This is a genomic window from Candidatus Poribacteria bacterium (assembly GCA_016866785.1).
Lineage (GTDB): Bacteria > Poribacteria > WGA-4E.
On the sequence record VGLH01000128.1, the window covers coordinates 1 to 11,455 of the forward strand.

Annotated in this window: 9 protein-coding genes; 6 read left to right on the forward strand and 3 right to left on the reverse strand. The window is 63.7% G+C overall.

Annotated features, from left to right (window positions below; translation table 11 throughout):
* Nucleotides 1-51: 51 nt before the first annotated feature.
* Nucleotides 52-714, reverse strand: a complete 663-nt coding sequence (locus FJZ36_15470; protein MBM3216299.1) for an HAD-IB family hydrolase — start codon at nt 712-714, stop codon at nt 52-54.
* A gap of 48 nt (nt 715-762) precedes the next feature.
* Here FJZ36_15470 and FJZ36_15475 point away from each other — a divergent pair, with 48 nt between their 5' ends.
* The 6 genes from FJZ36_15475 (at nt 763) to FJZ36_15500 (ending at nt 9,272) form a co-directional block, all read left to right on the forward strand.
* Nucleotides 763-1,917, forward strand: a complete 1,155-nt coding sequence (locus FJZ36_15475; GenBank protein MBM3216300.1) for a Gfo/Idh/MocA family oxidoreductase — start codon at nt 763-765, stop codon at nt 1,915-1,917.
* Entirely contained in the window at nt 1,914-3,356 is a 1,443-nt protein-coding gene (locus FJZ36_15480; protein ID MBM3216301.1) for a hypothetical protein, read from the forward strand. The genes FJZ36_15475 and FJZ36_15480 overlap by 4 nt, the downstream gene beginning before the upstream one ends.
* Nucleotides 3,357-3,735: 379 nt before the next feature.
* Nucleotides 3,736-7,113 carry a hypothetical protein gene (locus tag FJZ36_15485; protein ID MBM3216302.1) on the forward strand — a complete coding sequence of 1,126 codons (3,378 nt, stop codon included), beginning with the start codon at nt 3,736-3,738 and terminating at the stop codon, nt 7,111-7,113.
* Nucleotides 7,019-8,254: a hypothetical protein gene (locus tag FJZ36_15490; GenBank protein ID MBM3216303.1), complete on the forward strand. Its 1,236-nt coding sequence runs from the start codon at nt 7,019-7,021 to the stop codon at nt 8,252-8,254. The genes FJZ36_15485 and FJZ36_15490 overlap by 95 nt, the downstream gene beginning before the upstream one ends.
* 68 nt (nt 8,255-8,322) lie before the next feature.
* Nucleotides 8,323-8,778 carry a biopolymer transporter ExbD gene (locus FJZ36_15495; protein MBM3216304.1) on the forward strand — a complete coding sequence of 152 codons (456 nt, stop codon included), beginning with the start codon at nt 8,323-8,325 and terminating at the stop codon, nt 8,776-8,778.
* Nucleotides 8,779-8,852: 74 nt separating this feature from the next.
* Nucleotides 8,853-9,272, forward strand: coding sequence for a biopolymer transporter ExbD (locus tag FJZ36_15500; GenBank protein ID MBM3216305.1), 420 nt, complete (start codon nt 8,853-8,855; stop codon nt 9,270-9,272).
* Between the two features lie 149 nt (nt 9,273-9,421).
* Here FJZ36_15500 and FJZ36_15505 read toward each other — a convergent pair whose 3' ends face one another.
* Together FJZ36_15505 and FJZ36_15510 are read right to left on the reverse strand one after the other, a co-directional pair.
* The gene (locus FJZ36_15505) at nt 9,422-10,690 is read right to left on the reverse strand and encodes an asparagine synthetase B (GenBank protein MBM3216306.1); all 1,269 of its coding nucleotides are present in this window, start codon (nt 10,688-10,690) and stop codon (nt 9,422-9,424) included.
* Nucleotides 10,691-10,735: 45 nt separating this feature from the next.
* Nucleotides 10,736-11,455 (reverse strand): tetratricopeptide repeat protein (locus tag FJZ36_15510; protein ID MBM3216307.1); only part of this gene is annotated, 720 nt, incomplete at its 5' end.

Genomic DNA, 11,455 nt, shown 5'->3' on the forward strand with positions numbered 1-11,455 from the left:
CGCTGGCGTGTTCGCTGAACCCTGCCAGAATGGCATGTTTGGGCAAGGCGGCTAGCCAGCGTGCCAGTCGGCGATCTGCCAGCCGTTGGTTGCGGCGTACCGCCGCAGGCGACGCTCCGGGCTGACGGCAATCGGCGTCGCCACGGCGCGCAGCAGCGTCGTGTCCGACAAGCGGTCACCGTATGCCGTCGAACGGCTCAGGTCGAATCCGTGCTGCGCGGCGAGCCGTGATGCCGCTTCCAGCTTGCCGCGACCCATGGGGTGCGTGTTGGACAGCGAGCCGGTCAGCATCCCTTGTGCGACTTCCAACTCGGAGGCTTCGACCACGTCCGCCCCGATCGCATCGGCGCATGGCTGGGCGAGCAGGCGCAGGCTCCCGGAGAGCAGGACGACCCGTTCGCCGCGTTCCCGATGCTGCGCCGCTGCTGCCATCGCAGCCGGCGTGATCGTGGCAACGAGGCTCTCGGTGGCGAAGCGCGTGGCGAGCTGGGCGATGTCTTCCGCGTCCTTGCCAGCTAGGTACATCCGGTTGCCGCGAACGGCTGACTCGCCGCGTGCGGGCAATTGCGCGGTCGTCGTAACGAACCAGCGTAGGATGTCGCGACTTGTGACGACGCGTGCGCGCAGCAATGCCCGGAAGAAGGCGCGCTCGGAGGACCCTGGGATGATCGTCCCGTCGAGATCGAAGATGGCTGCCGCAGGTGCTGCGGTCATGGTCGCACCCAGTCCGTTCGTGAGTCGTAGAGCATCGCTGAGTTGAGTATGGACGCCGTGTTTTCGAGCGGCAAGCCCATGTGCATGGCGAGGGGCGACGTTGGCTCAGGCTTCGCCATGTGTCATGATTCCCGCCAGACCGGCCCGTGCACGATGGAGGGTCCCTGTATGGCACGCGAAGACTGGGGCATCGGAGTTGTCGGGCTGGGCGGCATCGCACAGCACCACTTGACGGCGTATCGTCAGAAAGGGCTGCGCGTGGTCGCCGGCGCGGAACCGGACCGACAGAGGCGAGACGAGACACGAGAGCGTTTCGGCATACCGCAGGTGTTCGCGGACGTGTCCGAACTTGCCGCCCTGCCGGAAGTACGGGTCATCGACATCACGGTTCCGCATCTGCCCGAGGTCCGCCTTCCGGTCGTCGAGGAGGCGTTGAAGCACAAGAAGGCGCTCTTCATTCAGAAACCGCTCATGCCCAAGATCGGGGACGCCGCGCGCATCGTGCGACTCGCCGAGCAGGCGGGCGTGCCCCTGATGGTGAACCAGAACAGCCTCTTCGCCTCCGGCTTCCTGGCAGCGTACGACATCCTGCGAGCCGATCCGTGTCCGCTCGGTCGTCTCTACTACTGCCAGATCGACAACCGCAACTGGTTCGACCTGAGCGGTCATCCCTGGTTCGCGAAGCATCAACGCTGGGTCACGTCCGACATGGGCGTCCATCACTTGGCGCTGGTGCATCACTGGTTCGGCAGAGCGGAGACTGTCTATGCGGCGATGGCGCGGGATGCCTCGCAAGCCCGGACCGTCGGCGAGAACGTCAGCGCACTGACGATCGGGTTCGAGAGCGGCGTACAGGCAATCGTCATCAACAACTGGGCGTACCGAGGCAGCGCGCGTCGGGCCCACCCCTACGAGGAGGTGGTCGTCCAGGGCGACGACGGGTGCCTGACGGCAACGAGTACGAAGCTGGAACTCGCCCCTCGCACCGGAGACAAGACCCAACGCGAGTTCGCAGAGCCCTGGTTCCCCAACGCCTTCGGAGAGGCGATGGCGCACTACATCGACCACCTGGAATCCGGGGAACCGTGGTGGTGTGATGGGCGCGACAACCTACACGTGATCGCGATCATCGAGGCTGCCTACAAATCCGCCACCGAGGGCGTCTCGGTACGCGTGAAAGACATGGAGACGGCTGGCGCATGAGGCTCGAAAGCCTCGCTGATTACCGCGAGCTGATCCGACGGCACTACTTCGTCATGGGTCTCGTGACGCTGCTGGTGGGCGCCCTGGCGCTGGCAATCGGTTTGCGTCTGCCACGGACGTATCGTTCCTCCGTCACGCTGGAAGCGTCGTCGGAGGAACGTTCGCCGGTGTCACTGCTGCCGACCTTGGTCCAGTCCGCACTGGGCGGGAGCGGAAACCCGACGCGGCTCCAGGCTCTCGCAGCACGGCTGTCTTCGGCTTCGGTCGTCGAGCAGGCTCGTCACGACTTCGGCGACATCGAGCCGACAGGTTCGCGCCTTCTGCCGCCAGTGCCCACGCTCATCCGCGCTGTGCAGGCGTCCGCCGACGTGGGTTCCGAGCTTCTGCACGTGAGCGTGTCGTTGCGCGAGTCCGAAGGCGGAGCCCGGAACGCGGCGATGTTCGCCAACCAGCTTGCCGAGACCTTTCGGCAGCGTGTGGCGACTGAACAGGTGGAGGATCGTGAGTCCCAGGCGCAGATGCAGTTGAGGATCGTCCTTGAGAAGCGCGCCGAGCTGGAAGCGGCGCTTGAGGACGCGCAGCGCGAACTTCTCCAGTTCGTCGGGTCGCGCGGCAATCCGATGTTGTGGAGCGCAGGCCTCGAGCAATCGCTGGCGCGCATCGAAGCACTCTCCGTGGAACGCCGCCAGGCGCGTGAGCAGGTCGCGTCTTCTGAGATCGAGGGAGAGGCCGTCGGCGACGCGCTGGTGTCGACGCCAGAGCTGTCAGTGTCCACCAAGACGGAGTCGGTGCACCCAGTCCGTCGCCAACTCGATCTCGATATCATCGGCGCGCAGGCGGAAGCCGCCCGCAGCGCTGGCGCGGGAGCCGGGACCGGTTCCGATGAGCTGGCGGGACTCGACGCGAAACGGTCCTACCTCGAGGCGCAGCGATCCATCGTGCCAGCCAGCGAGGTCGTCACGTCAATGGGGCGCAACTCCCGGTACGACCAGCTACAGAGCCAGCGGCTTCTCAGCACGGTCCGCCTGCGACAGAGCGGCGCCCGCCTGGCGGAGCTCGACACGGCAATCCGCGAAGCTCGCGCGTCGTTCCGCGAGCAGTCGGCGACGGTTCCCGTCGACCAGGTGCGATTGGAGACGCTGCAGCGACGAACGGAGTCGCTCGCGCGGCTTTACGACGAGCTACTGCTTCGCCAGAGCCAGGCAGAGCTGTCCATGGGGGAGGCGCTCGCAGGCGCGACCGGGTCCGGCAGACGCGTCGGAGGGCTTGCGATCGTCGATCCTGCGGTCCCCGAACTCCGGCCGATCCGTCCGAGGATCGGCTTCACGCTGGCTGCGGGAGTCGTGCTCGCCATTCTGTCGGGGATCGGCGCGGGACTGTTGGTGGCTTGGGTGGAACCCCTCTCCAGAGCGGAACCGGAGTCGGAACAAACCCCTTGACACGACGTTGCGATCAGTGATACCGTGACCGCCGTTTGGGCAGAGCCGGATCGCGTCGTCATGCAGGCTGCCTTGCCCGTTGCCGCCGAGCCAAACCGAATGCGGTCTGGGCGAATCTGAGTTTTGCGGAGCGACTGGCAGACGCGTCGCGGGGATTTGGCACGACCCGGACGCCGGCGAAGCTTGGTAAGTGGTTCCGTGTGCGGTGATTGGCGATACGCGATAGGATGGAGCGTCGAGCGTGCTTGCGCGATGCATGAAGGAATCGGACGTCGCTTCGATGAGGACGAGTACTCCATCGGTTCGGACGTCGGTGCGCGTCGGAGCCGAACCACACGCATTCCCGCTTCCATGTAGAACCTCCAAGGAGGGAACATCTATGCGAAAGCTCACCCGCTTACTGCCACCGACATCGCTAGCGTGGTTCATCACGTCGGCGATCGTTTTTGGTAGTATCGGGCTCGTTGGCTGTGGGTCATCGCCCTTCTCAAGCCTCGGGCCTCAAGAGCCGCTGCTACCTGCGATCGAGGGTCAGGCGAAGTTCTCTGACCGCTTCCAGTTGGAAGAGATCCCGCAGTTCTTCTACGACCTGTTCGGTAAGGAACTGCTCGAAGGGAACGAGGTCCACCAGTACGTTGAGCGCAAAGAGTTCAACGAGAAGGGCGACCTGGTCCAGGGCTGGAGCGGTCAGCTCGACAGCAACCGGTTCGTGCTGCAGTTGGACCGTCAGATTCTCACGGAGGACACGTTCCGCGGCCGGCACTCCGAAGCCGCGATCGGTGACCACCTGCGCATCAAGCCGGAGACGCTATTCCCCGCCGGGTACATCATGCGCAAGACGGAGTTCGACGGTCACCGATTCGACCTGTCCTTCTCCCATGAGCGCCACCTGTTCTCACTGCTGAACTCCCGAATCAGCAACACCATCTACATTCCCCAGGCGGGGGGCGGCGGTACGCTCGCGCCGACCTTCGGGCGACGCACATCGACCGAAGGTGGCGACTTCCTCGAGAACGCGCGCATGATCGGCTTCCGCGCTCAGGGGCTGATCGGTGACATCTTCCGCGTTGGCTTCACCTACGTGAACCTCCACCGCGAGTTCCATCAGCGGATCGACAACCCGTTCCTTGGCACGGTCGCGAACACGCCCCCGGCCGTGCTGACGATGACCTTCCGCGACGACTCGCCCGAAGACGGGCGCGTCGGGGCGGCGTTCAAGACCATGAAGGTCGTCATCAAGTACCAAGAGCGCAAGTACGAAGTCGAGACGATCACCGAGGATCCCAAGACCGGCGAGCCGCTCGAGGAGCCGCTGATCATCCGTCGGCCCCTGCCGACCCAGGAGCAGAAGCTCGAGCTCGTCGTCACCGTAGCGGATATGAAGGACGGCGCGCTGGCTGGACCGGTTCTGGAAGCGCCTGAGCCGGACACGACCGTCACCAAGGAGATGCCGGATCCGCGCATCAAGCCGGTCGATGGTCGGGACGATGGCTACCCGAGCTTCGGCGCGTGGCGCGTCGCGAACGGCTTTGACGCGTTCCATTGGATCCTGGACCTTCGCAGCTTGCCCGGCGGCGGGACCCTCAATCCGTCCGTTGTCAAGAGCATTGAGCTCACGGACATCGAGGTCGCTGGCGACTACAACATCGTCGTCCGTGGCTACAGTGTCGACAACGTCGGCGACGAAGCGGGCCCGTGGATCAAGTCCGAGACGGGCTTGATCGAGATGCCCTATCGCGACGTCATTCAGCGCGAGGGCAACATCGGTCAAGAGGACTACGACGCCAAGTCGATGGCAGCCAACCCCGACAACTGGGATCCCATCACGCTGGGTTCCTACAAGTACGGGGCGGGTCGTGGCGCGGCGCTCTACGGCGTCGATCTCGAGGGTACGGTGGGCAACGTGCTCATCCGCGCTCAGTACTCGATCAACGCCAAGTACAAGCAGTTCCCGACGATCCCCCAGGACAAGATCGACTACACGCTTTTGGCGTCGGATCCGGGCCTGCAAGACCCCGCCGGTGCGGACTTCCTGGCTGACAAGGTCTCCGAAGGGCGCACGTTCGCCGCGAACGACGGTGAAGCGTTCCGAGCTGACTTCGCCGGGTCCGAGAATGACTCGGCTGACATCGCTTGGTTCGTCTATCTGAAGCACCGGTTCCGCAATATCCTCTTCGAGGAGGCGTTCTACCGAGTCGATCCGGGATACACGACGAACTACGTCAACTTCGGCGCGAACACCGATCGCGACGAGGAATACAACGTCGAACGGACCCCGGCATCGCAGGACCAGGCGCCGTGGGATGAGGGCGTCTACTCCCTCGTCGAGGACGACGACGACAACGACGACTGGCCCGATGACAACGACTTCGACGGCGTGCTGCCGCAGGCAGACGACCGCGACCTCAACGGCATCTTGGACTTCCAGGAGGACTTCCTGATCTTCGACGCCGATCCGCCGGTGTTCGACGATCTGTCCGACCTGAACAACAACAGCGTCATCGACTCCCTCGAGGATGACTTCGAGCCGGACTACGAATACGGCATCGACCGCAAGGGCTACCACGTCAAGGCGGGATGGGACATCCTCGACAACATGACGCTCCTGTTCGGTTGGCTGAACGAGACCGAAGTGTCGAGCGCGCGCCGGAACGACTCGAAGTACCTCCACTTCCACTTCCAGCGCGACATCGCGGAATTCGGGACGTTCAACCTGCAGAACCGCTTCCGCGCGGTTACGGACGACATCCCGGATTACGCGATCACGTTGCGCGTCGGGCAGCTCGACATCGAAGAGATCCCGGACAAGCTGGACTTCTTCAACGCCAAAGAGAACACGACGACGCTCCAGTTCCTCTACAACGCGATTCCGAACCTGACGCTGGAGCTCAAGTACCTCCTGTCGTTGGGCAAGCAGAACCCCCCGGACGAGGAACGCGCGATCGTTCTGGACGATCCGGAGACCGAGAACATCTATGAGCGAATCGACCTGATGGTTCCCATCAACCAGGTCGACGCCAGTGGCGGCCGTCGCTCATACCCGTTCTATCCGGATCCGAACCTCCTGTTCGACGTCGGCAACTGGGAAGCGCGCGCCTACGGCGTACGCACCTACACCGACGCCGATGGCAACTTCCACGTCATCGATGGCAAGGACGTTCGCCAGCAGTTGGCGATTCTCAAAGCCCGCTATGAGATCCCCTTCACGCGTCTACCGGGCGTCGGCACGTTCGTGAGGAAGGTCGGTGAGGACATGGTCCTCACTCCGCTCTACAAGTACATCGTCGAGCGGTACAACGACCGAGACAATGAGGAACTGCCGGTGTTCGACATCGCGCCGTTCGAGGGCGAGACGCGGATGGCGTTGGATCCTCTCAAGATCCAGCCTGGCGACGCCGAGAGCCTCGAATACCTGCGATTCAACCGCAACACGCGTGAGACAGTCGAGGGCGCGCGCTTCGACTACCAGTTCTCGCAGCGCGTGAAGCTGCTGGCGGGCTTCCAGTACAGGAAGTTCGTGAACAAGGACACGGACTACTTCCGGTACCTGACCGCGTTGGGTGAGGACGGCTTCGCGAACGCGCCGATTCTGTATCGGCCGAGCTCGCGCACGCGCATCTTCGAACTCCAGATCATCCAACAGGGTCTATGGGCTGGGTTCAATGTGGTCGTCCTGTCGGGCTTCCGCATCCGCAAGGACGTCCTGCGGAATGTATCGAGCAACACGACATTCGTCCGCGCCATGGTCGGGTTCTAAGGACTCGTTCGAGCCGCCGGAGCCGCGTGTGCCGGCTCTGGCGGCTTCCCACGACATCTACCTCTCAGGAGGCCCTCGCACAATGCGCAAGTATTCCCTTCTCCTTCTCGGCTTGATCCTCGGCCTGGCGTGTGTCATCACGACATCTCAGGCTCAGGACGAAGCGGCGACCCCTCCCGCCGTACCGGGCATCGATGCTGCCATGGGCGGCGATGCGGCGATGAGCGGCGAAGTCGCGACGACCGGGTTCAGCGGTACAGTCAAGTCGACCGATTCGGGCAATCCGCCGGTCGCGAACGCCACGATCCAATACACCGGCACGGAATCCTCGGGCAGCACGACGACGGGTCCGACCGGCGAGTTTGAGGTCACGGACATCGCTCCCGGCACGTACCTGCTGACGATCAGCGCGGATGGATTCACGACTCGTCAGAACCAGCCCGTGACGGTTGTTTCGGGCGCGATGACGCCGTCCGAGATCAAGCTGCGCCGCAAGGAGACGCTGGTCTCCTTCGCCCGCAAGTTCGGTGTCGTCGGTCCCTTCCTGCTTCTGTGTTCGGTGTTCGCCGTGACGTTCGTCGTCGAGCGGCTCATCGCATACAGCCGACTCAATCGTGGCAACGAAGCACTGCTGCAGCGGATCAGCGATGCGCTCGGGCAGAAGAACGTCATGGAGGCCGTTCAGGCCTGTGAGGAGCGTGGGACGCCTCTGGCGAACGTGCTCAAGGCGGGTCTGGTGAGGTACAGCCACGGGCAGGTTGGCGGCACGGCAATCGCGAAGGAGGACATCCAGGAGTCCATGCAGGAAGCTGCGCTGCTGGAAGTCCCCGAGTATGAGCGCAACCTCACGTGGCTCTCGACGATCGCCGTCGTCGCGCCGTTGTTCGGTCTGCTGGGAACGGTGACGGGGATGATCAAGTCCTTCACGATCATCGCCCTCGAAGGCACAAACGACCCGAACGCGCTCGCCGGTGGTATTTCCGAAGCGCTCTACACGACGGCGGCGGGTCTGTTCATCGCCGCTCCTGTGCTGGTCTTCTACGCGGCGTTCGAGAACACCGTGAACTCGAGCACGGTTCGCATCGAAGTCGCTGCGACCGACACAGTCAACGCCCTCGCCGAGGCAATGGCTCGCAAGTAGCGTCGGTATCGGGTTGCCCTGGCGGATACGTCGGGGCAACCCATCCACTTAGCAGCGAGGGAGCGACCATGCTGCAAAAGACCCACGTCGAGGAAGCCGTCGTCGAGCGGAAGGCGAGACGACAGCCGGCAGTCAACATGACGCCGATGATCGACTGCGTCTTCCTGCTCATCATCTTCTTCATGTTGTCTACGACGTTCACGCCGCTCCCTGGGATCCGTGTGAAGCTCCCGCCTCCTGGTCGTCCGAGCTCGGACAAGCCCAAGGGCGCCGTCCTGCGGATTCAGGACCCCGCTCCCGGCGCGAAGGAGGGGATCATGCTCCTGAGCCAGGGCGGCGTTGAAGACATCGTGACGTTCGAGAACACGTACGCCCGGTTCATGAACGCGACGCCCGAAGAGAAGGATATGCTGATCATCCAGTCGGGTCGGAGCGTTCGACATGACCAGATCGTGCACGTGATGGACCTTGCCAAGCGTGCCGGCATCGAGAAGATCGGCTTCGCGATGGTTGCTCGCGAGTAGTCGGTCGATCCGTCGAGCTTGGCGACGGTTCCACAGGACACGAGCGTGTCTGAGCGTTTTGGGGAGATTCGCAGATGCGTGTGAAATCCAAGAAGGCGTCAGGAGAACTGCCTGAGCTCCAAATGGGGCCCATGGTGGATTGCGTCTTCCTGCTCCTGATCTTCTTCATGGTGTCCAACGTCCTCCGAGTTCCGCCCCCGTTCCGGGTCGATCTACCGGAGTCGAAGGCTCGGGCGGAGTTCGCTCGGAAGAAGTTCAATATCTACGTGAACGCGATCGGACAGATCTCGGTCGACGACAAGCGCATCGCGGACCTGGATTCACTCGAGAACTTCCTCGGACTGAATCAGCGCAATATCGAGACCTTGATCATTCGTGCTGACAAGAACGCGTTCCACGGTATCGTCGTGGACATCATGGAGCGTGCGAAGCGCAGAGGCATCGACAACATCGCGATCGCCGTCAACGAAGGCGAGTACACGCGCGCGCTCTAAGGCACGCGATATCGAACACATGGACGCACACGGTTCCGCCTCGACAGGTCGGAACGTGTGCGTCCTTTCTCTTGTTCTGCCGACGGGCGTTTTGGCAGGACGTAGGACTCCGACTCAACAGGGCGTGTGGCTGTGCAGGACGGCAGGCATTAGGTCTTCTGAGGTTTCTCGCGGGCGGCGGGGAACAGAACGTTGTTCAGGATGAGCCGGTACCCAGGTGAGTTCTTGTGGAGCTCCAGCCGTGTGTCCTCTTCGCCGACGCGATGTTGGTAGTCCTCCGGGTCGTGTCCGCCGAGGAATGTGAACGTCCCTTTCCCAAGCTTTCCGTGGATGTACTTGGCGTAGTCGGAGCCCGGGATGTCGGCGAGGACGGTGATCGTGTCGCGCAGACGTCCCATCCGGAACGACGTGGACTGACCGAGGAATCCGGGAACCTTGGTCACGTGATCCTGTGTGAGCATCGTCGGGATGGGGTCGTGCTTCGCGGAGAACTCGAACAGGGCGAAGTCCTGCGCTCCGGTATCCGGCGACATCTCCGGCTTCGGGTCATCGATGTCGGAGAACTCGTAGACGTACGGATCGGTGACCAGGGCTGCACCGGAAAAGGCGAGCGTGCCCGCGAAATCGAGGCGTTGGGCGAAACCCGACGCGATCGGCGTGCCGTCGAGCTCCGGTGCGACGACATCGACGGCGCCGCCGTTGGTTGCGAGCGCGATGTCGAGCGTTTCCGGCGCTGAGCACATCGCGAACAGGAACCCTCCCTGTGCCACGTAGTCGCGAATGGCAAGCGCGACGGCTCCCTTGAGTCGGGGGACTGACGCGAACCCGAGAGCCTTCGCTTCGGACTCGAACAGCGCGACGCGCTGCTGGTACCATGCGGCGCTGCGATAGACACCGTAGAACTTCCCGTGCTGCCCGGTGAAATCCTCATGGTGCAGGTGGAGCCAGTCGTAGTTCTGCGCCTCGAGCACTCCGGCGAGCACGTCTCGGTCCCAGATCGTGTCGTACGGAATCTCGGCGTAGCGCAACGCGAGCTTGACGGCGTCATCCCACGGGTCCCGAAACGGCGTGTCCTCGGGCGGGGCATAGACGGCGATCTTGGGAGCTTTCTCCAAGACGACCGTGTCCATGTTGGAGTCGTCCATCACGCTACGGATGGCGGATCGGTCTGCGTCGGAGCACCTTTCCACGGCGACTCCCATGGCAAGCGCTCTACGGCGCACATCGGCACGATCCTCGAGCAGGAAGCTGCCCCCACGATAGTTCAGGAGCCACTCGGCGCGGTATTCGCGCGGTTCCTGCAGCGTCCAGTAGGTGAGCCCGTACGCCTTGAGGTGATCGGTCTGACGCCGATCCATCGGGACGAGGAGCCAATCTTGCGCGACGGAGATCGTCGCGAGGGCCCAAACGAGTGCCATCGAAGCCCAGAGGCCCTTGCCGCCCACGATTCGCAACCGTTGCTCCTAGGGTTGGCTCTCCGCGGGAAGCAGTTGGCGCATGCGCGCGCGCGCCTCGACGGCGTACGCCGAATCCGGGAGCAGCTCAGCCAGCCGCGAGTAGGCGTCCAACGCTGCCTGTGTGTCATGTGACGAGCGATGGAGCGCCGCCAGCGCCAGCAACGCGTCTCCTGCTGCGGGTCCACCGCGATGCGCAACGTCCTCAAGGAGGCGAACGGCGTCGGGGTGATCGCCGGAACGCTCGTGCAGTCTCGCGAGAGCGATTCGGGCTCGGTCTGCCAGCCTGGAATCCCCGCGTTCGGAGACGACGCGCTCGTAAGCCGTCCGCGCTCCGGCGACGTCGCCCCGCATCGCGAACCGAAGCGCGGAGAGGTAGTGCGGCACGAGCGACGTATCCGACGCCCGTGCGTCCCCTACGAGACACAGCCGGTCCAACGCTCCACGAGCGGCAGAAGTGGCTGGTGCGTCGGTGGCGGCTCGCCGATAGAAGTCCTCGGACGCCGGTAGGTCGCCCCGGTGGAGTGCAAGGTCGCCTCGTAAGAGCAGCGAGCGAGCCATCTCGGACGGCTCCCGGGCTGCAAGGTCGGCTCTGCTCAAGGCATCCTCTGCCTGCTGCGCCTGTCCGGAAGCCAAGAGCGCCTCAGCCTCGAGCAGCGCCAATGCGGCACGGTCGGACATCGTGGTGGCTTTGGGCTGCGCCAGACGGATCTCGATCAGAGCTCCCGC